Source organism: Halostagnicola sp. A56, assembly GCF_000691505.1.
Classification (GTDB): domain Archaea; phylum Halobacteriota; class Halobacteria; order Halobacteriales; family Natrialbaceae; genus Halostagnicola.
Window position 1 is genome coordinate 1 of sequence record NZ_JMIP02000019.1, and the last position, 20,099, is coordinate 20,099.

Sequence of the window (20,099 nt, forward strand, 5' to 3'; positions counted from 1 at the left end):
ACACGACCGACGAACTACTCGCTCACGAGGCGTCGACTGGCACGCGCTGGTCTACACGCCACCGGAGCAGGCGTTCAGCGCGGACGCGGACATCTCCGATTGCGAACGCATCGCGCCGATATGATCTCGTCTTCGTTTTCCACGAGATAATGGAACGTGAGCGGTTCCGCGGTCGCATTTCCAAACTCGATCCCCACCAGTACGACACCTACAGGATCGGTTTCAGACGTAGAACAACCACCAAGAGCAGTTAGAGAAACACTGCTCAGAGCCAAGAGTCGGCGTCGGCTGAGGGGCGTCATGTGAATGGTTTCATTTATTATAATTAATAAGTTCATCGCTCGAACCGCACGCGACTTTCAAACTCTTCGCACTCGAGCAGATGCGTCGAAATATGGCGGAAGATCCATTCAACGCGAAGTCAAAACCGATGTGGAGAACCGATCAGATCCGTTTCTGCCCGTCGGAATCCCAATAGTATAAGTGACTACCCGACAACAAACAAGATAGAAACCGCGCTTCAATCAGCCGCCAGGGGCATGCGCTGAAATGCCCCGGGTGATAGAGCACCCGAGGCGCGGTTTCTAACCCGATGAGGGTTGAAACCATGTTTGCGTTGATTCTACCGAGATATAAACGTCTCGCACGACAGCCGTACCGCTCTCAACTAGCCGGCACTCCCCGAAAACTGCGCTCGAGGTGCCTATGAGCGATCAGCCGCCGACCGAAGACGAACACGAACCGTCGTTTCTGCCGCGGTGTCCGCGGTGTGACACGCCGGTTACTCGAGTCACGAGCCGCGGGCCGATGGAACACATCTGCTCGCCGTGTGGCTGTGAGGTCGGCTCGCCTGATCTCAGCTAGTCCACTCGAGGGTCCGAACAAAGGGACAAAGGCCCCAACTCCCGCTACTCGTTCTCCTGTTCGTTGTTGAACGCTCGATCCGTTTCGAAGGGATAGTCCTGGAACGCCGTCTGTCGGGTCGTCGTATTCGTCACCCGGTAGTCGACTTCGTACGTGGACTCCTCGGACGCGGACAGTTCCGCGGAGTCGGTAACCCCGCCTCGACACTCGAGTTGGAGGTCGAACCCGTCCGTACTGGCGTTCGAAACCGAGAGCGAGGTGCAGTCGGCTATCACCTGTTCATCGGATTCGAAACTGTGGTCGTGGCTCGCGAGGAGGTCGTTATAGAAGAGTCGCTCCTCGTACGTCGCGGTGTAGTCCGCGACGTTCGAGGAATCGACCGGAGTCGGTTTTTCGGGGCCGACCGGATAGGACTCGATGTGCACCTGCTCCTCCGGCTCGTCTGAGAGGGGATGGAACGATGTGACGACCCCGATTCCAGCGACGAGCACCAGGACGATGACCCCGAGCGAAACGAGCGTCCGGTTCGAAACCATTATCTTAGAGTTAGATTCCTAATACAATATTCGTTTTGCACCATCGAACCGTACTCTCGAGCGGTCACGACACGTTCGAATGAGTGTGAGAGGTCGTGGTACCGTGACCCTCGGAAGGGTTATCCCTCATCCACCCCTCAGTTTGTTTGTAATGGCAAACGGTAAGGTTGATTTCTTCAACGACACTGGCGGCTACGGTTTCATTTCGACTGATGACGGCGACCTCGACGACGACGAAGACGTTTTCTTCCATATGGAGGATGTCGGCGGCGAGGACCTCACGGAAGGGACGGAGGTCGAGTTCGACATCGAGTCCTCGCCCAAGGGGCCTCGTGCAGCGAACGTCGTCCGACAGTAACACCGAGACACACCTGTCGTTCACAGCGACAGACAACGCTCTCGATTTTTCAGAAGGTCACACGTCTGAGCCGACGCTATCTGTATACTCTGTACGTATCGTTCGTCGAGTGATCGCGGAGGAGGTATGCGAACCGTTCTACGACACCCTCCAAAGTCGCTTGTACTCTTTTACCTGTACTTAACAGGCTGATTTCCACGCGCTTACAAATATCTGAAGGATCCGGAGATATATTGAGACTAGCCACCTATAGAGGGTATGACCGAGTTCGATCCGGTCCCCGAGTCCGAATCTGCCCGGCGACGGTGGCAAACGCAAACTGACACGTTTGGTCGCGTCTACGACGTCGTTCTGGGAATTACGTCTCCGACCGCGTACACCGACATCGCGGAACTTGCAAATTGTTCTCCGAACGCCGCGAAAAAGCACCTCGAGCGTTTAGCGGAGATGGGTATCGCTCGAGCCGATAGAGAAAGTCGCCCAGCAACGTACGAACGAAACGAGGGATACCTCGAGTGGCAGGATGCCAGTCGGATCGCAACGGAACTCTCCGTCGAAGAGATCATCGATCGCGTGAAGGCGCTCGAAACACAGCGCGGGGACTACGAAGCGCAGTTCGAGACGACGGATCCGGCAGACGTCTCCGTGGTCGAACGCGGGGATCACGAAACCGTCCACGAACGGATGGCCACAGTCAGCGAGTGGCACGGTGTGATTCGTGATATTCGGCTGTACGAACTCGCCCGCCAACTCTCACAGAACGACGGGCACCTAATTCCAGCGTAGATGAGTGAACCACCGGAGGATTCACCGCCGTACTCGACAGGACCACCGGATCGACAGACGTTACGCTTGCTGGAGCGACACCTCACATCGGATGCACTGGTCTCCGAAACTGTGTTCGACCCGGATTCGTACGAACCCTGGCTACTTCGTGGACGCCTCGAGGCGGAACGTTACCCGGACTCGGTAACAGCGGCCCGACTCGATGTCCGGTGGTTCACGACTGGCGATTTCTCGGTCCACTACGTCGAAGAACACGAGGATGGAGACCGCTGGGAGTGTCGCTGGGACCGGCATCTGAACACGCACAACGCCCGGTTGCACTTCCATAAACCTCCATCTGCCGCTGCAATCGCTGATCTCGAACTCCCCTCGCTTCATCCGCTCGAGGTGTACTCGACTGTTCTCACGGCGATCGCACAACGAATCGAGACACTATGGTCCGTAGAATGATTCCTGCGGGTAAGACACAGACAGGGGAATACTCGAGCGATCTCGCGTCTCGAATAGCGTACCGACAGGTTCGACCAAATACCGCATAGACCGTCCGACAGACGGTACTCTGCACATCAAACCTAACGAAAAGATCCGATTCGATCCGGGACGGCTTAGATGACTTCTTCGAAGTCGTTGTGGCCCTGAATGTCGACGCCGTCCTCGGTGATCTCACAGAGGAAGACACCGTTACCCGAGCCTGTGTCGCGCTCGGCCGCGGACTTGATTCCCTGTGCCGCGATGGTCGTCGCCTCGTCGTTCGAGAGCCCTTCCTCGTAGGTCTGCTCGAGATGACCGTAGGCGAGTTGCATTCCGCTTCCGGTGACGGTGTAGTCGTCCTCCATGACGCCGCCCGCCGGATCGATGCTGTAGACGTGGCTTCCTTCCTCGTCGACACCGCCCAGAATCGGGTGGATCGCGAAGAACGGCCCGCCTCGAGCGAAGTTGCCCGCGAGCGTTGCGAGCGCGTTGATGCTCATGCTCCCGTCGCGGCGGGTCTCGAAGAGGTTGACCTCCGCGCGGAGACTCGAGATGAACGACTGTGCGCCGCCGACGCTGCCGACCATCGTCAGCGCTGCGGTGGGGTGGATCTGTTCGACCTTCTGGACGTTTTTGTTCGAGACGAATCGACCGCCGAGGCTCGCGCGCATGTCCGTCGCGATGACGACGCCGTCGGCCGTCGTGATCCCGATGGTCGTCGTTCCCGTCTTGTTGACGTTGTCGAGGTCGGCGCTCGAGATGTCGTTCTGTGGCATCGCACCGAGTTCCGGGCCGTAGGGGTCCGGCTCGTCCGCCAACTGGTCGACCGTTCGAGAGAAGTCCGAGTCGTGGGTTGGTGTTCGCATTATCGGTATCTAACGACCGGGACGATATAAAACACCGGCGGTCACCGCTCTGGTTTCCGCTTCTCTGTCGGGACTGGATTTGCGATCGAAGCGACTGTAATACGCTGTCTGGCGTCGATTTACGACGCCAGACCGACGAGGGACGCGGACGACGGTGCGAACTCGAGCCGTCAGTGACCTCACCTCGAGTGAGTGTCGAGTCGGATCGGGTGGGCAGAGAGTCACCTCGAGGTGACACGGAGTCACTCGAGCGAGTGAGGAGTTGCTCGAGCGAGTGTGAGTCTTCTGGACAGTCTCGAGAAGGTCGATCGAGACGAACGGAACTTTGTCCGTCGGTTCGACGATGTCGAGAATTCGGTTCAGCGGGGTCCGGGTGTCGTGGGTGCTGTCGAGTTCACTTTTGGGCGTTTTCGTAGGCCTCGCCGACGTTGGCGATGACCCGGTGTACTGGGAGGGAGAGACCGATCTGGTTAGCAACGATTGCAAGCGGCATCGCCGCGATACCGACGACGATACACAGTTGGTACATTGCGAACAGCAGCGCGTTGTGTGCGCGGGATTTCATCAGCGTTCATCGTCGCTCAGTTCGAGGGAGTATATAAATATTCGTGTCTCTCGCCGCGCTCTCACGATCGTCTCGAGAACCGACCTCGACGCCGTACGTCGATTCAAGCTAGCTTTCACGAAGTCCAACTGAAAGCGGACTCGGTGACGAACTACGTCGATGATGACTGGAATCGATCCGGGCGATTCTCATAAGTTATGCCCATAATCCGGCTCTCGTGCGCGCTCGCCAACAAGGTGCGAGACGAACCGCAAGAGAAGAAACCCCCCACCACGTTGGACGTGTATGAGCAACTATCTCGTCGCGATGGAGGCCGCGTGGCTCGTTCGTGACGTCGACCAGATCGACGACGCAATCGGCGTCGCAGTAAGCGAAGCAGGAAAGCGACTCAACCAGGAGAACATGGAGTACGTCGAAGTCGAAGTCGGCGCGACGGGCTGTCCCGCTTGCGGCGAACCCTTCGACTCCGCGTTTATCGCGGCCGACACCGCGCTCGTCGGGCTCGCCCTCGAGATGGACGTCTTCAACGCGGACGGGGAGGAACACGCCTCTCGGATCGCAAAGAGCGAGGTTGGCGGCGCGCTGCGAGACGTTCCCCTCTCAGTCGTCGAAGTCTTCGAGACCGAGGCCGACGAGGACGAGTAACTACCGCCCAAAGTCGACACGACCCAAAGACTTTCTATAACCCGTGGTTATTCAAAACCATGGAGTTACCGACGCCCGCGGACCTCCGACAGCGCCGCACCGATCTCGGGCTGACCCAGAGCGAACTCGCCGAGAAGGCGAGCGTCTCCCAGCCGTTGATCGCCCGAATCGAGGGTGGCGACGTCGATCCGCGACTCTCGACGCTGCGTCGAATAGTGACGGCTCTCGAGGAGGCCGAAAGCGACGTCATCCGGGCCGAGGACCTGATGAACGAAGCGGTCGTCAGCGTCTCGCCCGATGAACCGATCAGCGAGGCCGCCCGCAAGATGGAGTCCGAAGCCTACTCGCAACTCGCTGTGATTCAGGACGGGATTCCGGTCGGCTCGATCAGTCAGAGCGATTTGGTCCACCTCGACTCGGAGTCTCGAGACGAGTCCATCGACAATCACATGAGCGAGAGTTTCCCGACGGTCTCGAAAGACGCCACGCTCGACGAGATCAGTAACCTCCTCGAGCATTACAAGGCGGTCATGATAACCGAAGCCGGGGAAACGATCGGGATCATCACCGAGGCGGACTTGACAGCCAGGCTTTCTTGAGCCGGCTGACAAGCGGCGGCGTCAACGGGCTGTCTTCGGTTCGACGCCGATATAACTCGATTGTAGTAGTCACCTATATTGTGCTGGACGGTCTTCCGTTCGGATAATGGCGTTCAGTGACCAATTACTCGAGGCCGGCGACCACATCTGGGAGGCACAGAAAGACCATCCCTTCGTTCGGGAACTCGCGACGGGCGAACTCGAGGAGGAAGCGTTTCTCACCTGGGTTCGGCAGGATTACCGCTACCTGCTTGATTACGCGCGTGTATTCGCCATCGCCGGGACGAAAGCCCGGGACGAAGAGACCATGACGCACCTGCTCGGAGTCGCACACACCGTCCTCGACTACGAGATGGACCTCCACCGCGAGTTCGCCGCCGATTACGGCATGGACCGGGCGGAACTCGAGTCGGTGCAGAAGTCGCCGACCTGCATCGCGTACACGAACTACCTCGTCCGAACGGCGCACGAGGGATCGCTGGCCGAAATCGCAGCGGCGATCTACCCCTGCGGACAGGGCTATCTCGACATCGCAGAACACATGGCCGAACTCGCCGACGACGACCACCGATACACGCCGTTCATCGAGAAGTACACGAGCGACGACTTCCGCGAGGCGGTCGACTGGATGCGAGAATTCGTCGACCGCTGTGGGCAACGGTACCCCGGCGAACACGAGGCGATGGAGGAGGCGTTCCTGACCTGCGCCCGGCTCGAGCACCAATTTTGGGAGATGGCCTACACTCGAGAGACGTGGGATCTGTAGCGCAGCAACTCGGTTTTCGTCGAACGGACCGGGAGCGTTTTCAGGCCGTTCAGACCGCGAGGTACTCGGTGACGGCGTCTCGAGATGCGAGCCGTTCAGATCCGAGTTCGTCGACGATCGTTCCTTTGTCGATGGCGTAACACCGTTCGGAGAGGTTCTGAACGACGTGGAGGTTCTGCTCGACGAAGAGGATCGTCGTCCCGAGTTCCTCGTTGACCTGTGTGAGGTCTCTCGTGAGATCCTGTACGATCGAGGGTTGGACGCCTTCCGAAGGCTCGTCGAGCAACAGCAGATCGGGATTGCCGATCAGCGCGCGACCGATCGCGAGCATCTGCTGTTGCCCGCCGCTCATCGTGCCCGCCTCCTGATCGGCCCGTTCCTCGAGGATCGGGAAGTAATCGTAGACTGCCTCGTACTGGAGGTCGCTACTCGCCTCGTTTATCGTTTCGCCCATTCGGAGGTTCTCCTCGACCGTCAACTCGGGAAAGACATCCCGTCCCTGCGGAATGTACCCGATCCCGCGGCGAGCACGAACGTCCGCGGATTCGTCCGTCACGTCCTCACCGTCGAAGGTGATCGTTCCGTCGTCGGCCTCGAGCAGTCCCATGACGGCTTTGACCAGTGTCGTCTTGCCGACGCCGTTCTTGCCCATGATGCCGACGATTTCGCCGTCGTCGACGGTGACATCGACGTCTCGAAGGATCGGCGTCCGTCCGTACGATGCGCGTAGGTTAATGAGTTCGAGCATTAGTGATCATCCCCGAGGTAAATTCGCTTGACTTCCGGGTCGGCCCTGATCTCCTCGATCGAACCCTCGCGAAAAATCGAGCCCTGATCGAGGACGGTCACTCGATCCGCGATCGATTCGACGAAGTCGATGTCGTGTTCGATGACGATCAGCGCGACGCCGTCGTCCGCTACGATTTCCTCGAGCAACTCGGCGATATCGGCCGTTTCCTCGACCGAGAGGCCGGCGACCGGTTCGTCGAGGAGCATGAGATTCGGTTCCATGGCCATCGCCATCCCGATCTCCAATCGCTGTTGTTGGCCGTGTGAGAGATCCGACGCGGTCGTCTCTCGCTCGCTGAGCAGATCGAACCGCTCCAAGATTTCACGCGTCCGCGACCCGTACTCGTCGCCGTCGACGACCTGCTGGAGCGGAATGCGAAGATTCTGAGCCACGGTAAACTCGTCGTAGATGCTGGGAACCTGGAACTTCATCGTGATCCCCCGATCGACGCGCTCGTGGGGCGACGTTCCCGTGATCTCGCGGCCGTCGTAGTAGATCGACCCCGAAGAGGCCTCGAGCTGGCCCGTAAGCAGGTTGAGAAACGTGCTCTTTCCGGCCCCGTTGGGCCCGATGAGACAGCGCAGTTCGCCCTCCTCGAGCGCGAAGTCGACCTCGTCGGTCGCAGTGAGCCCGCCGAAGTGCTTCGTGAGGCCTCTCGTCTGGAGAACGCGCGAGGAACCCTCGCCGGTTTCGTCGACCGCGGGTGTCGTTTTGACGGTCGGATCGCTGACGCCCATCAGTCGCTCACCTCCTCGGCGTTCGCGCCACCATCGCTCCCCGGCGACTCCGCCGACGTCGATCTGGATCGGCGGCTGACGACCAGATCGTGAAGGCCCGGTGCGATCCCTTCGGGGATCACGAGCACGACGAACACGAGCAGCGAGCCGATCACCACCAGCGCCCACTCGCTCCCGGAGATGGCGAGTCGGTAGTCGAGAAACTGGATCGCGAGGGCCGCACCCACGGTTCCGAGCAGTGACGTGCGCCCGCCGACGCTCGCCCAGACCACGGGGAGCGCGGCCGCGGTGATCCCGAAGACGCTCGGGTCGATGTAGTTGTTCTGGGTCGTGAACAACACGCCGCTCAACCCGGCGATAGCGCCGCCGATCGTGAAGACGGCGAACTTGATGAACGTCGTGTCGTAGCCGAACATCTCGGTCCGCGTTTCGTCTTCGCGGGTCGCGACGATCGCGTATCCGAATCGGCTGTTGAGCAACACTCGAAGGCCGAGGTAGGTCGCCACGACCGCGCCCAGGGTCACGTAGTAGTGAGCGGCGATGCCGAACTCGTAGCCGATCAATCCGACCCCGATTCCGAGGTCCGGCACGCCGTTCATCCCGTTGAATCCGCCGAGGCGAGCGTCGCCGACCGCCCACTCGCCGCCCGCGGTCTGGCCCATGAAGGTATGCAAGACGAGCGCGACGACGAGCGTGAGAATCGTGACGTAAACGTCGCGGACGCCGCCGTAGAACATGAAGTACCCCAGCATCGCGGCGAAGAGCGTCGAAACGACGAGCGCGGTGACTAGTCCGAGCGTCAGACCGCCCATCGTCGAGACGTTGATCGCGACGATTCCGAAGGCGTAGCCACCGATACCGAAGAACGCGACCTGGCCGAAACTCAGGATTCCACAGTACCCCCAGATGAACGCCAGACTCATGGCGAGCAACGCGTACGCGAGAAAGACCGACCCGATCTCCGCGGCGTAGTAGCCAAAGAGGACCGGCAACGCGGCGAGAAGCGCTACGGCAACCGCCAGTCCGGCCCAGAACGCGGGCGAGTTCCCCATCACGTTCGGGCCACCGAGGAGGCCAGTGACTCTGGCTTGAAGTTCGTCGCTCGTGCCGTGGCTCATCGGTTCTCACCCCACCGTTGGCGAACCGTCTCGAGAAAGCCGGTGATCCCGTCGGGCATTAGGCGAATCGTGACGATCGCGGCGAGCAACATCGCGACCAGTCCGATGAACGTGCTCTCGGTGACGTTCGTGAACACCGCGTTGACCGACCCGAGGAAGCCGCTGGCCAGCAACGTCCCGACGATGACCGACGACCCGCCGACGACGACGGCGACGAACGCCTCGACGAGGAATCCGGTCCCGTACTGGGGCGTGATCGTCATCACCGGCGCGTAGAGGGCTCCGGTAAAGCCCGCGAGCGCGGAGCCGATCGCGAACGTCGACATGTACATCCTATCAGTGTCGATACCCATGCTGCGTGCGGTTTCCGCGTCTTGCATCGTCGCGCGTGCGCGGACGCCGAAATCCGTCCACATGAACAGCGCGTAGAGCCCCCCGAGGACGCCGACGGCGAGCACGCCGAGCACGAGGTAGTAGGCTGGGCCGTCTACGACCGGCAGTTCGCCGAAGGGAATCCCGATCCCGGGAGCGGCGTTTCCGAACGCGATCCGAACGAGTTGGATCATCACGAGGCTGATCCCCCAGGTGACGACCATCGAGTCGAGCAATCGTCCGTACAGGTGTCGGATGATGAGTCGCTCGAGGACGAGCCCGAAGACCGCCGTCAGGACCACGCCGGTAAGCATCGCGAGCGGGAGCGGCAGGCCGGCGGCGAACGCGAACGTCGTCGCGTAGGCTCCCACGAGGATGAACTCGCCGTGGGCGAGATTGATGATTCCCATCATGCCGAAGATCACCGCGAGCCCGACCGTCGCGAGCACGATGAACGCGAAGATCTCGAGGAACTCGAACCCGAAGTTCAGGAGACCGACGCCCGCCATTTAGATCCCCTCGTAGTACGCGCCGGGTTCGTACTGGGTCTGTTCGGCCTCGCTGGTCAGGTCGCACCCGACCTCCTCTAAGAACGCGGGGCCGATCGTGCCCGCGTCCTCGAACGTGATTTCGTGGGTTTCGTCCGAATGTGCGACGTGCATGTTGTGTTCCATGTGGTGTGTCTCCGGATCGAGCGTAATGTCGCCTTCCGGTGCTTCGACCTCGATCCCGCTCTCGAGTTCCGCGATGACCGCGTCGGTTTCGAAGGTGCCGGCGCGTTCGACCGCCTCCTTGTAGAGGTAGATCGAGAAGTAGTTGTTCTGGGCTTCCTGGTTGATGTATTCGGCGTCGTCCCAACGATTGTAATAGCGCTCGACGAACGCCTCGTTGCGGTCGGTCGGGAGTTCCTGCATGTAGTTGACGCCGGCGTAGACGTCTTCGAGGGCGGGCGGGTCTATCCGCAGGTGTTCGTACTCCTGTGCCATGTTCGTCGACGTACCGATCGGGATGTCCGTCAGCCCGCTCGCCAGTCGCTGTTCGTAAAACGCGGAGTGGGTCTGGCCGACGAGCATCGACATCACGAAATCGGGGTCGGCCGATTGGATCCGATTGATCGTCGACCCGAACTGGGACTCGCTAAGCGGGATGTACTCCTCGTCGACGACCTCCCCGCCGTGTTCCTCGGCGATGATCTGCACCCAGTCGCCCGACAGCTGTCCGAAGTTGTAGTCGGCTGCGATCGTGTAGATCTCGCCGCCGTACTCCTCGATCATGTAGGGGACGACCGCGCCGAGTTGCTGGCGCGCCGTCGCCCCCATCGGAAAGACGGTTTTGTCGCACACGCCACCCTCGTACTGAGTCGTATAGAAGTACAGGAGCTCGTGTTCGTTGATGATCGGACGGATCGCCTCCCGCGTCGCGCTCGAGTAGCCCGCCCAGATCGCGTCGACGTCCTCCCGGTAGATCGCGTGGCGAGTCAGATCCTGATACAGCATGTTGTCCGACTGGGGATCGGGCGCGAAGATGTCGACCTCCTCGCCCAGAATCCCGCCGTCACGATTGATCTCCTCGATTGCGAGCATCGACGTCCGGTACTTCGGCGTTCCCGTCAACGCGAAGTCCTGGGACCGATCCTCAAGGACGGCAAGCGTCGGCCCGTCGGAGCCGGATTGCATGCTGAGCACGCCCGACTGGGTGACACAGCCTGCGAGTCCAGCCAGGCAGGAAACCGCACCGCTAGTAAGAACGTCCCGTCGAGAGATGCTGGAATCTCTCACCGTCCATCACCGACGGTCCGAGCGCCGTTTCGGGATGCGTGCGAACGCATCCAACTATCGTACCACATGTACCTGAAGTAATCCTGCACGTTCTAGCACCGTTATTGCTGGTCCGAGTATTGATTGTCCAATCATTCCACTGAGTCCTTGAAAATAACGACAATATAAAAGACTTATCTCGAGGAAGTACAATGGGTACCGAACTATATTGAAATGGATAAATAGAGGCAATTAGTTAGGATATATTACACTACTGTCTCGTATGGTCGTTGGAATCCCCGTATCATTCGTTGTACCATTCGTTTCACTTGCGATATTGTTTATCGTAATCGTCCTTGCGACATACCTCGGGTGTCGACTAGCACTGGAGGATCACTTCCCTGAAGACGTTACGGACGGGGTGAAAGACTGACTGATATATAGCTCAGCTGTTCGTATCGTTCCATTTCTCTCTCGAATCCGACGACAACGAATACACTACTCGCGCCGACAACACTGACTTCCACACCCTCCCCAACCGATTCACTCACTCACAGGTTCGTTCGTTCATCCACTGGAAGACGCTTCGCGACTTCCAAGCCATTCGGTCACTGCGTGACCGAAGACCTCGCGCATCGTCGGATCGCCCCTCGCGTTGCTCGGTGCGATCCAGCGCACGCCACCGCCGGCGGATCGTCGGTTAGCTGATCCGGTGGCAAGCTAATTCGATGGGAAACTGACCACCACAGAAAAAGGCTTTAACGCCGCCGTCTCGTACACCGAGCAAATGGTACTCGACGATCTCGGGAGTTCCCTTCGGGGCACCCTCGATACACTCCGCGGGAAGTCACGGATCAGCGAAGAGGACGTCGAGGAGATCGTCAAGGAGATCCAGCGATCACTGCTCTCCGCCGACGTCGACGTCTCGCTCGTCATGGAGCTTTCGGACAACATCGAACGGCGGGCGCTCGAGGAAGAGCCACCCGCCGGGACGCCGGCGCGCGATTTCGTCCTCCGCATCGTCTACGAAGAACTGGTCGACCTCATCGGCGAATCGACCGACCTCCCGCTCGAGGAACAGACGATCCTCCTCGCGGGCCTGCAGGGGTCGGGGAAGACGACCTCCGCGGCGAAGATGGCGTGGTGGTTCTCGACGAAGGGGCTTCGTCCGGCCGTCATCCAGACGGACACCTTCCGGCCCGGCGCGTACGAACAGGCCGAGCAGATGAGCGAGCGCGCGGAGGTCGAGTTCTACGGCGACCCCGACGGCGAGGATCCCGTCCAGATCGCCAGAGACGGGCTCGAGGCGACCAGCGACGCGGATGTCCACATCGTGGACACGGCGGGTCGCCACGCGCTCGAGGACGACCTGATCGCCGAGATCGAGCAGATCGAGGGCGTCGTCGAACCGGATCGATCCCTGCTCGTGCTGGACGCGGCGATCGGTCAGGGCGCGAAAGACCAGGCCCAGCAGTTCGACGAGTCGATCGGCATCGACGGCGTCGTCATCACGAAACTCGACGGGACGGCGAAAGGTGGCGGGGCGCTGACGGCGGTCGACCAGACCGATTCCTCGATCGCGTTCCTGGGCACCGGCGAGGAGGTACAGGATGTCGAACGGTTCGAACCCGACGGCTTCATCTCGCGACTGCTCGGGATGGGCGACCTCGGCCAGCTCGCCGAACGCGTCGAGCGCGCGATGGCCCAGACCGAAGACGAAGAGGAAGACTGGGATCCCGAGGACATGCTGCAGGGATCGTTCACCCTGAACGACATGCAAAAGCAGATGCAGGCGATGAACAACATGGGACCGCTGGATCAGGTCATGGACATGATCCCCGGCTTCGGCGGCGGGATCAAAGATCAGCTCCCCGACGACGCGATGGACGTCACCCAGGAGCGGATGCGGACCTTCGAGGTCATCATGGATTCGATGACCGACGCCGAAAAGGAGTACCCGAAGGCCATCGGCGCGAGTCAGGTACAGCGGATCGCCCGCGGCTCCGGGACGGACGAAGAGCAGGTTCGGGAACTGTTAGAGCAGTTCAAGATGATGGAGCGGACGATCAAGCAGTTCCAGGGCATGGGATCGGAAAAGGAGATGCAGCGGATGATGCAACAGATGCAACAGGGCGGTGGCGGCGGAGGCGGCGGCATGGGCGGTATGGGTCCGTTCTGATAAGCGCGAGTTGACTCCGGATATTGACTGAAACCGACAACGGAGCGCTCGAGTTGTTCGCCTGCAATCACGTCGGCCAGTACCTTCATGCCATCGTAGACGCGTGGGCCAGTATGAATCGTCGTCAGTATCTCTCGACCGCAAGCGGTCTCGTCGTCGTCTCTTCTCTCGCTGGCTGTCTCGGCGACGTCCTCGGCTCCGAGGATGGCGAACAGTTGCCGGAGGACCACCGCGACGAAGCACGCGCTATCAACCGCGCGGTCGGCAAGTTGAATAAGGCTGCGATCTCGATCGAAGGTACCGAAAGCGGCCTCGAGAACCCGACCAAAGCCGACTTCTCTGCCGATGAGCCGCAGTCGTTCGTCGACGCGGCTCGAAGCGAACTCGAGTCGGTCGCGGACTCGGCCATCGCCGCGGAACTGGCCAGCTACGCCGACGTCCTCGAGGCGATGATCGACGTCCTCGAGACGCTCACGGACGACTCACTCGCGACGGATGTCGAGGCGATCTCCGGCGAAATGGCGGGCGGCGACACGTCGACTGTCGAGGACACCCTCGCGACTCATCGCGAGTCGATCGACGGGGCTCGCGGGAGCTACGACGACGCGGTTGTGACTCTCGAGAACCTCGACCACGACCGACTCGAGGAACACTCGATCGTCGACCTCGACCGCGTCGAATCGGGAATCGAAACGCTCGGAGACGTGCTCGGATCCGTCGAGTCGATGCTGTCGGGATACGACTCGATGCTCGCCGGCCACGGATCGCTCGAGGAGGGCGAGGAACGCTTCGACGCGGGCGAGTACCAACGTGCGGCGACGACCTTCGAGGACGCGGCCAATTCGTTCGGCGACGCGACGGAGACCTTTGCCGACGAGAAATCGAGTGCCCCCGCCGGCTTCGTGGAGTACGCCGAGACCGCCCACTGTCAGAGCGGCCACCTCGAGACCGCCGCGACGGAGTTCGCCGAGGGTGCGACCGCTGCCGACGACGGCGACATCGTCGGCGCACAACAATCCCAAAGCGACGGCGAAGACGCCCTCGAGGCCGCCGAGAACTGTTAACGCCGCTGAACTAATAGTAGATTGTGACGATCAGCCGTCGACCGGCCGGCCGTCCTCGGTCGGCGGCGCGACGTGATCGACGTACTCCTCGAGCGTCGGTTCGTCGACGCGCACACGGACCGCGATCTCGCCGAGTTCGTCGGGTTCGCCGACGGAAAAGTTCACTCTGTTTTCGAACGCCGCCTGCTTTTTCAGCGCGAAGCTGAAGATCTGTCCCTCCCGATTCGAGAAGAACTCACCGCGGGCGGTGTCGAGGATCTCCTGTCGGTGCAGGAGCTCCGAAAACTGCTCCATCGAGTGTGCCTCGGCTCTGATCTCGCCGAGGCTCTCCTCTAAGTCGGCGTTCGGGAAGATATTCGTTACGGCGTCGGCGACTCGAGCGGTCACCTCGGTGTCGTAGACCGGTGCCGTGATCTCGATGTCCACACGGTAGATTTCGGTTCGATTCGCGCTCATGAGTTGTGCACCCGTTCTTTGCCGTCTCGAATAATCGCACGGATCCGGTCGTGAAACGCCTCGAGCGAGTCGGTGTTTTCGACGACCACGTCCGCTCGCTCCATCGCGTCGTCCATGCCGAAGCCGCGCTCGCGCTCGTCGCGCGCCGCGAGGCCTTCGCCGCCGTCGTCCTCGCTCGCATCGCGACCGCGCGTGTCGATCCGCTCCGCGCGGAGGTCGAAGGGGGCTTCGATACTGACGAGCGTGAAGTCCGCTCCAAAGCGCGCTTCGAACGCGTCGACCTCGACACCCGACCGGATGCCATCGACGAGGACGGCCTCGTGGTCCTCGAGGCGGTCCTCGATCATCGGCAGCGACCGCTCGGCGATCGCCGCCGGGCCATTTTCCTCACGAAGCGCTTGCGCGACGGTGCCGTGGTCTTTCGCGGGGTCGAGTCCGCGGTCGGCGGTCTCCTGACGGACGACGTCGCCCATCGTCACGACAGGAATTCCCTCTTCGCGTGCGACGGTGGCTGCCTCGCCCTTGCCGCTGCCGGGCAACCCCACCGTTCCGATGACGTGCATCGGGGAGAGATACAGGCGAAGGCCGCATAAGGGCTGTGTCTCGTCGGCCGAACCGCAACTGGGTCGACAAAGGCCCTCTCGACCGGTTCCTCCGTCCGTCTCGAGCATCCGTCTCTCGAAGGTTCCTGACAGAAAACGAGCCAAACGATGTCGTTCGACCCGTTGCGCGCTCGGTGCAACAGCTGAGGGAAATCCCAACTGCTTATGGCCTTTGGGGGGTGAACCGTACTCGAGGGCACGTAGCTCAGTCTGGATAGAGCGTCGGACTTCTAATCCGACGGTCGTGGGTTCGAATCCCATCGTGCCCGTACCGCAGTCGTCGGTTTTGAAGTCCTATCTATCATCCTCCGTAGAGGCCTCTATCCTCCAAATTTGGCGGACCGATGGCTTAATCATCATTCTGAGAATCTGGATTCCGTTAAGCCGCTTAACGCCCCCCTCCGCCTGCCGCCGGTTTTCATTGTTCTTATACATCTTTCCACCGCGCGGTCCCCTTCCTGTTGCGGTAGCGGACAAGCATCGATCGAGCGCCGCGAGTGCCGGATGGACGGTAGCCCGGAACCCGCAGCGCGAGCGAAGCGAGACGCGAGGGAAAGCCCGGAACGTAGGGAGCGCAGCGAAGCGAGCGACGGGCCTCGTTCCGGCGAGCGAGCGGCGGGAGTGAGTTCTACTGAAAATACTGTCTCCTCCTCCAAGCGCATCCTGACTGATGGTGGCCAAGTGGCTCAGGATTCGTCGGTTGTCTACCGACCTCCCCCGAAGCCTCCGTCTGTCTCTGAAACTGGTAGCGGCTATCAGTATGTCCGATGCCAGCGAGGAGGACATGACGATACGGTTTACATCCATCAGCTTTGCGCGATTGCGGCTGGTGCCGATCCTCACGACGTGTTTGGCGATCAGTACGATGTTCACCATATAGTCCCGCCAGAATGGCTCTCTCCGGACGCAAAGTCGGATAACGGAAAGCCGTATCTCAACACTCCGGAGACTGTCGTTCTCGTCCCTGTCTGGGCGCATCGTGTTGGCCACCTCGAGGAGGTCAACGAGAGGCGCGATGGTGAATGACCGCACGCGCTCCAGGTGTCCAGAGCAGGCGGTAGATGGCGGCACTCTCGGGCACGCAGCAGGGTTGTAACACATCGAGTGTCGTCGACTACCTTGCTGAACGCGGTTTGATGGCCTACGGGCAGCGAGACCCGGCGTCGCTGACCGACCGTAACAGCGACCGCGTTCGCGCTCTCAAGTTCCTTGCGCGCCATCCCGAAGGCGTGTCCCAGACTGCTCTCTGTCACTTCGTTCTCAAAGGCGTCGCTCCGAACGACTATACTGGGATGTACGATCTCTCCGGCGACGCGTTCGAGCGCCACGACGAAGCAGCCCAGTACATCTACACGAGCAGCGAGTGGGTCGCTCTCGACGGCTCGGACGACGACTACCAGTTTCTCAACCGCTTCATCAACGATCTGGATGCAGAGACGGATTTGATTCGCCTCGAGCACGTCGATCGCGACGACGAGCGCGGGCGCTGGGTCCATCCAACCCACCGCCTGCTTGACTTGATTTCAGCAGGCATAACTGAAACACCCACCCAATCGAACGATCTCGTCTACGACCGTGAGTTCTGCCAGAACATCCTGAAAACGACACGCTCAGATCTTCTCACACTTTCCGATCCACAGAAAGAGACTCTCGCTCGATCACTCCGTCGTTACATCCAACGCGTGCGAGACTACCGGCTCGCATTCGACGTCCACTTAGCGAACCGAACGGGTCACGAAACCCGTCGGATGGTCAAGCCGATGGCGACTCGGTTTAGCGATCGTGGGCGTGTCGACCGCACCTTTGCGATGCTCCAAGACTCCCTCGAATGGGGAGCCGAACACGCTGATACGGCCGTTTTCTGTACGCTCACCACTGATCCAAAGAAATTCGATAGCCTCTGGGATGCCATTATGGCTATCAACGAAAACTTCCACGCGCTGAATCAGTGGCTCAAATCCGATCCGTCGACGAGCCAATATCACGAAAGAGTTCGTTTGTAGCTCCAGACATGGTCTCGAGAGCAATTACAGCCAGCAAAAATGTGATGAGAGCGAGAAACCAATCCGTCCTATTCATACATTGGTTTTTAAATTGACAGTATACAAAAGCACCGCTTCGATAAGTCCACATCAGTAGTTACCGCCACACCACCGATAGGTACCACAAATAGATGACGTTCCCTGACTCGAGTCAGAACGGCCAAAGGACACGCGTAAGTACAGTGCGTTCGAACGCCTCGACATGACCGAGACGACCGATCTCGAGGAGCTCCGACGCGGAACGGACCTCGTCAAGCGCGGGTTCGCCCAGATGCAAAAAGGCGGCGTCATCATGGACGTCGTCAACCCCGAACAGGCTCGAGTCGCCGAAGACGCCGGTGCCGTCGCCGTCATGTCGCTCGAGGCAGTCCCCGCGGACATCCGAAAACGCGGGGGCGTCGCCCGGATGGCGGACCCCGCCGATGTCGAGGAAATCGTCGAGGAAGTCTCGATCCCCGTCATGGGGAAATCTCGAATCGGACACACGAAGGAAGCCCAGATTTTAGAGACCGTCGGCGTCGACATGATCGACGAGAGCGAGGTGCTCACCCCGGCGGACAACGACTACCACATCGACAAACGCGACTTTACCGCGCCCTTTGTCTGCGGAGCGCGCGACCTCGGCGAGGCCCTCCGCCGGATCGGCGAGGGCGCGGCGATGATCCGGACCAAAGGCGAGGCCGGCACCGGCGACGTCAACCAGGCGGTCTACCACCAGCGGACGATCAAAGGCGAGATCCGCAAGCTCGAGGGAATGTCCCACGAGGAGCGAGAGGCCTACGCTCGAGAGATCGAAGCGCCCGCGGAACTCGTCCACGAGACCGCCGAGATGGGTCGGCTTCCGGTCGTCAACTTCGCCGCGGGCGGCATCGCGACGCCCGCCGACGCCGCGCTCATGATGCACCACGAGTGCGACGGCATCTTCGTCGGCAGCGGGATCTTCGGCGCGGAGAACCCGCCGGAGATGGCCGAAGCGATCGTCGAGGCGACGAACAACTGGGACGATCCCGAAACGCTCGCCGAGATCTCGAAGAACCTCGGCAAGAGCATGAAAGGCGACGCGAACGTCGATCTGCCCGACGAGGAGCAGTTGCAGGGTCGGGGCGTCTGAGCGGTTCGGGGTGTCTGAGCGAATCGCTCGAGTCGGTCAGCACCAATATCGGCGCTGGCGGGCGCTCGAGCCGATCGAAGTGGCTGCACCGATCCGGTCGTTTTCAGGCCGTACTTCGCCCGATACTGACGAGTAGGAGAATCAGCAGATATGCCACCAACGCCCCGATACCGGCCGAGAGCACGCTCGAGGGGGCGAGGACGGCACCGATTCCGGCGATCCCGAGCGCCGCAGCGAGCGACGCCGGGCGGACTCCGCGGCTTCACCGCTCCGCCTCGAGGTCCGCAGGACCGCGCAACTCCAGATCGTTCCCAGTAATCTCGCACCGTTTCGGGGTCTCGAGTCGCCGCCAGTTCGAACGCGACCGTGGCGGCGCTTCCGAGGATGAAAAACGACGTCGAAACCGGAGCTTCGACGAGAACGAACGCGAGTCCGAAGGCTGCGAGCGAAATCACGGCGAGAAGGGCGTCGATTCGCGTCTGTGCCGGCGAACGCATTCGCAACCGGTCAATCGCGGTACAGCGTCGCGCCCGAACCGACTCGCGTCTGGTAGGCCCGGCTTTCGACGTCGTTGTCGTCGAACGCGTCGATCATCGCCCCGGCGACGGCGCGCCGACTCGAGCCGTCGCAGACGGCGAGGATCCCCGGCCCGGCACCGCTGACGGTGACGCCGGTCGCGCCCGCCTCGAGGGCGGCCTCGCGAACGTCGTCGTAGCCGTCGATGAGGGCAGTACGCTGGGGAGTGACGATGTCGTCGTCCATCCCGCGACCGACGAGTTCGGGGTCGTTGCGCGTCATCCCGACCGCGAGCGTGGCCGCGTTCCCGACCGACGAGACCACGTCCTCGAGAGCGGCCTGATCGGGAACGACTTCGCGGGCGTCTCGAGTCGAGACAACGGTTTCCGGGAGGCAGGCGACCAGCGGGACCGACGTATCGACCTGCGTGACGCCGTGGTCGGTCACGATGGTAAAGCCGCCGAGCAGGGAGGGGGCGACGTTGTCCGAGTGGGCTTCGCCCGAAACCAGCGCCTCGCCCTCGGCGGCGATCGGGACGAGTTCCTCGCGCGAGTAGCCACAGTCGTAGAGTTCGTTCAACGCGACGGCCGCCGCAGCGGCGCTCGAGGCCGACGAGCCGAGCCCCGATGCCGGGCGGACCCCCTTGTCGATCTCGATAAGGGCCGGCGCGTCGAGAGCTTTGGCGACCGCACCGACGGTGTTTTCGGCCGGATCCTCTGGGATGAACTCGCTGCCAGCGCCCGTCACCGAAATGGTGGTTTCTCGCGCCCGTTCGACCCGGACGACGTCGGCGGGCGTCTCGAGCGCGACGCCGAAGACATCGAAGCCACTCCCGAGGTTCGCGCTCGTCGCAGGTGCCCGCACGGTGAGCATGTCGATTCATTCCCAGAGTGCAGGCA

The 20,099-nt window shown here is 61.1% G+C and carries 22 protein-coding genes, 1 tRNA gene and 1 pseudogene; 13 read left to right on the forward strand and 11 right to left on the reverse strand.

All coding sequences use genetic code 11. The annotated features are described in order from the left end of the window. Both EL22_RS17190 and EL22_RS18030 read left to right on the forward strand, forming a co-directional pair. A pseudogene (locus EL22_RS17190) lies at nucleotides 1-121 on the forward strand (shikimate kinase); the annotation flags it as partial. A gap of 584 nt (nucleotides 122-705) precedes the next feature. Further along, the gene (locus EL22_RS18030; protein ID WP_197075886.1) at nucleotides 706-864 is read left to right on the forward strand and encodes a hypothetical protein; all 159 of its coding nucleotides are present in this window, start codon (nucleotides 706-708) and stop codon (nucleotides 862-864) included. Between the two features lie 44 nt (nucleotides 865-908). On the opposite strand, the gene EL22_RS09940 is transcribed toward EL22_RS18030, so the two are convergent. Then, nucleotides 909-1,400 carry a hypothetical protein gene (locus EL22_RS09940; RefSeq protein WP_050051359.1) on the reverse strand — a complete coding sequence of 164 codons (492 nt, stop codon included), beginning with the start codon at nucleotides 1,398-1,400 and terminating at the stop codon, nucleotides 909-911. 151 nt (nucleotides 1,401-1,551) lie between these two features. Here EL22_RS09940 and EL22_RS09945 point away from each other — a divergent pair, with 151 nt between their 5' ends. From EL22_RS09945 to EL22_RS09955, 3 genes are all read left to right on the forward strand, one after another. Then, entirely contained in the window at nucleotides 1,552-1,758 is a 207-nt protein-coding gene (locus EL22_RS09945; protein ID WP_008418277.1) for a cold-shock protein, read from the forward strand. A gap of 258 nt (nucleotides 1,759-2,016) precedes the next feature. Next, nucleotides 2,017-2,544, forward strand: coding sequence for a sugar-specific transcriptional regulator TrmB (locus EL22_RS09950; RefSeq protein ID WP_050051360.1), 528 nt, complete (start codon nucleotides 2,017-2,019; stop codon nucleotides 2,542-2,544). Next, nucleotides 2,545-2,994 (forward strand): hypothetical protein, encoded by a 450-nt coding sequence (locus EL22_RS09955; protein WP_050051361.1) that lies wholly within the window; start codon nucleotides 2,545-2,547, stop codon nucleotides 2,992-2,994. A 155-nt stretch (nucleotides 2,995-3,149) separates the two neighbouring features. On the opposite strand, the gene psmB is transcribed toward EL22_RS09955, so the two are convergent. Together psmB and EL22_RS18035 are read right to left on the reverse strand one after the other, a co-directional pair. Continuing rightward, a complete protein-coding gene (psmB, locus tag EL22_RS09960) occupies nucleotides 3,150-3,881 on the reverse strand; it encodes an archaeal proteasome endopeptidase complex subunit beta (RefSeq protein ID WP_050051362.1) in 732 nt (243 codons plus the stop codon). Nucleotides 3,882-4,275: 394 nt separating this feature from the next. Further along, the gene (locus EL22_RS18035; protein ID WP_175507178.1) at nucleotides 4,276-4,446 is read right to left on the reverse strand and encodes a hypothetical protein; all 171 of its coding nucleotides are present in this window, start codon (nucleotides 4,444-4,446) and stop codon (nucleotides 4,276-4,278) included. A 285-nt stretch (nucleotides 4,447-4,731) separates the two neighbouring features. Here EL22_RS18035 and EL22_RS09965 point away from each other — a divergent pair, with 285 nt between their 5' ends. The 3 genes from EL22_RS09965 (at nucleotide 4,732) to tenA (ending at nucleotide 6,456) form a co-directional block, all read left to right on the forward strand. Then, complete coding sequence (locus tag EL22_RS09965) at nucleotides 4,732-5,091, forward strand: DUF555 domain-containing protein (RefSeq protein WP_050051363.1); 360 nt, start codon at nucleotides 4,732-4,734, stop codon at nucleotides 5,089-5,091. Between the two features lie 59 nt (nucleotides 5,092-5,150). Beyond that, on the forward strand, nucleotides 5,151-5,690 hold the full coding sequence (locus EL22_RS09970; protein WP_050051364.1) for a CBS domain-containing protein: 540 nt from the start codon (nucleotides 5,151-5,153) through the stop codon (nucleotides 5,688-5,690). A gap of 106 nt (nucleotides 5,691-5,796) precedes the next feature. Next, nucleotides 5,797-6,456, forward strand: coding sequence for a thiaminase II (tenA, locus tag EL22_RS09975; protein WP_050051365.1), 660 nt, complete (start codon nucleotides 5,797-5,799; stop codon nucleotides 6,454-6,456). Between the two features lie 49 nt (nucleotides 6,457-6,505). On the opposite strand, the gene EL22_RS09980 is transcribed toward tenA, so the two are convergent. The 5 genes from EL22_RS09980 to EL22_RS10000 are packed head-to-tail and all read right to left on the reverse strand — an operon-like array spanning nucleotide 6,506 to nucleotide 11,251. Further along, the gene (locus EL22_RS09980) at nucleotides 6,506-7,204 is read right to left on the reverse strand and encodes an ABC transporter ATP-binding protein (protein ID WP_050051366.1); all 699 of its coding nucleotides are present in this window, start codon (nucleotides 7,202-7,204) and stop codon (nucleotides 6,506-6,508) included. Next, nucleotides 7,204-7,983, reverse strand: coding sequence for an ABC transporter ATP-binding protein (locus EL22_RS09985; RefSeq protein WP_050051367.1), 780 nt, complete (start codon nucleotides 7,981-7,983; stop codon nucleotides 7,204-7,206). The genes EL22_RS09980 and EL22_RS09985 overlap by 1 nt, the downstream gene beginning before the upstream one ends. Further along, nucleotides 7,983-9,101 carry an urea ABC transporter permease gene (locus EL22_RS09990; RefSeq protein ID WP_050051368.1) on the reverse strand — a complete coding sequence of 373 codons (1,119 nt, stop codon included), beginning with the start codon at nucleotides 9,099-9,101 and terminating at the stop codon, nucleotides 7,983-7,985. Before EL22_RS09990 ends, EL22_RS09985 begins: the two co-directional genes overlap by 1 nt. Continuing rightward, entirely contained in the window at nucleotides 9,098-9,982 is an 885-nt protein-coding gene (urtB, locus tag EL22_RS09995) for an urea ABC transporter, permease protein UrtB (RefSeq protein WP_050051369.1), read from the reverse strand. The genes EL22_RS09990 and urtB overlap by 4 nt, the downstream gene beginning before the upstream one ends. Continuing rightward, on the reverse strand, nucleotides 9,983-11,251 hold the full coding sequence (locus EL22_RS10000; protein WP_050051370.1) for an urea ABC transporter substrate-binding protein: 1,269 nt from the start codon (nucleotides 11,249-11,251) through the stop codon (nucleotides 9,983-9,985). A 766-nt stretch (nucleotides 11,252-12,017) separates the two neighbouring features. On the opposite strand from EL22_RS10000, the gene EL22_RS10005 reads away from it, so the two are divergent. Continuing rightward, the gene (locus EL22_RS10005) at nucleotides 12,018-13,409 is read left to right on the forward strand and encodes a signal recognition particle protein Srp54 (protein ID WP_050051371.1); all 1,392 of its coding nucleotides are present in this window, start codon (nucleotides 12,018-12,020) and stop codon (nucleotides 13,407-13,409) included. A gap of 23 nt (nucleotides 13,410-13,432) precedes the next feature. Beyond that, nucleotides 13,433-14,473 carry a hypothetical protein gene (locus EL22_RS10010; RefSeq protein ID WP_050051372.1) on the forward strand — a complete coding sequence of 347 codons (1,041 nt, stop codon included), beginning with the start codon at nucleotides 13,433-13,435 and terminating at the stop codon, nucleotides 14,471-14,473. Nucleotides 14,474-14,503: 30 nt separating this feature from the next. Here the strand turns inward: EL22_RS10010 and EL22_RS10015 are convergent, their stop codons facing one another. Then, a complete protein-coding gene (locus tag EL22_RS10015; protein WP_050051373.1) occupies nucleotides 14,504-14,929 on the reverse strand; it encodes an RNA-binding domain-containing protein in 426 nt (141 codons plus the stop codon). Beyond that, nucleotides 14,926-15,492, reverse strand: coding sequence for an AAA family ATPase (locus EL22_RS10020; RefSeq protein ID WP_050051374.1), 567 nt, complete (start codon nucleotides 15,490-15,492; stop codon nucleotides 14,926-14,928). The genes EL22_RS10015 and EL22_RS10020 overlap by 4 nt, the downstream gene beginning before the upstream one ends. A 233-nt stretch (nucleotides 15,493-15,725) precedes the next feature. On the opposite strand from EL22_RS10020, the gene EL22_RS10025 reads away from it, so the two are divergent. The 3 genes from EL22_RS10025 (at nucleotide 15,726) to pdxS (ending at nucleotide 18,684) form a co-directional block, all read left to right on the forward strand. Beyond that, nucleotides 15,726-15,800, forward strand: a tRNA-Arg gene (locus tag EL22_RS10025). A 792-nt stretch (nucleotides 15,801-16,592) separates the two neighbouring features. Further along, complete coding sequence (locus tag EL22_RS10035; protein WP_156184098.1) at nucleotides 16,593-17,534, forward strand: hypothetical protein; 942 nt, start codon at nucleotides 16,593-16,595, stop codon at nucleotides 17,532-17,534. Between the two features lie 241 nt (nucleotides 17,535-17,775). Then, nucleotides 17,776-18,684: a pyridoxal 5'-phosphate synthase lyase subunit PdxS gene (pdxS, locus tag EL22_RS10040; protein WP_050051377.1), complete on the forward strand. Its 909-nt coding sequence runs from the start codon at nucleotides 17,776-17,778 to the stop codon at nucleotides 18,682-18,684. 507 nt (nucleotides 18,685-19,191) lie between these two features. Here pdxS and EL22_RS10045 read toward each other — a convergent pair. Next, the gene (locus tag EL22_RS10045) at nucleotides 19,192-20,073 is read right to left on the reverse strand and encodes a homoserine kinase (RefSeq protein ID WP_050051378.1); all 882 of its coding nucleotides are present in this window, start codon (nucleotides 20,071-20,073) and stop codon (nucleotides 19,192-19,194) included. Nucleotides 20,074-20,099: the final 26 nt, after the last annotated feature.